General features: G+C 62.4%; 1 protein-coding gene. It reads right to left on the minus strand.

Translation table 11 applies throughout. The annotated features are described in order from the left end of the window. Positions 1–716, minus strand: a 716-nt coding sequence (locus tag HUV26_RS16645) for an AAA family ATPase (protein ID WP_174411270.1), incomplete at both ends; no start/stop codon positions are given.

Genomic DNA, 716 nt, shown 5'->3' on the forward strand with positions numbered 1-716 from the left:
TTCTGCCGGGCCAGCGGCTGAAACCGGATGGTCAGTGTGGCCCAGCGGATGAGGGTTCGGGTGGAGAAGGTCACCTCGATGGTCTCCCCGTGTTTCTGGGTATCGCTCTCACCCACAAACAGACGGCGTACCTCGTTGGCAAAGGAAACCATGGTCTTTCGGATGTCCGAAGGGATGGCCGGGGCCACCCGTTCCAGCAGGCCTTCTTCCGTTATGGAGGCTGGGTACCCGACCTCGCACAGCCAGAAGCGGTCCATAAGGGCGATGTTCTGGCGCAATGTTCCCTGATAGAGGCCACTGTCGTCGGATGCGCCGTTGGTGTTGGCCGTGGCCACAAGCCGGAACATGGGATGCGGGTGGATAATCTCGCCGCCATTCTCCGGGATGCACAGCGGTCCGCCATCCAGTACCCCGTTGAGACCGGTGGCCGTAGCCGGATCGAGCAGGTCCATCTCGTTCAGCAGGAAGATGCCGCCGTAACGCATGGCGAGAGCAAGCGGTCCGTACTGAAAGGTCATGCTGCCGTTATGCACGGCAAGATGTCCTGCAAGGTCGGGGAACTCCAGCCTGCCGTGGCCGGTCACATCGAAAACGGGGTAGTTCAGGCGGGCAGCGAGCTGGCGTACCAGGCTTGTCTTGCCGCTGCCCGTGGGCCCGAAGATGTACAGGGGATCGGCGCGTTCTGCCGGGGCGGTGAGCAGCCAGACCACGATTTC

The organism is Desulfovibrio psychrotolerans (genome assembly GCF_013340305.1).
GTDB lineage: Bacteria > Desulfobacterota > Desulfovibrionia > Desulfovibrionales > Desulfovibrionaceae > Halodesulfovibrio > Halodesulfovibrio psychrotolerans.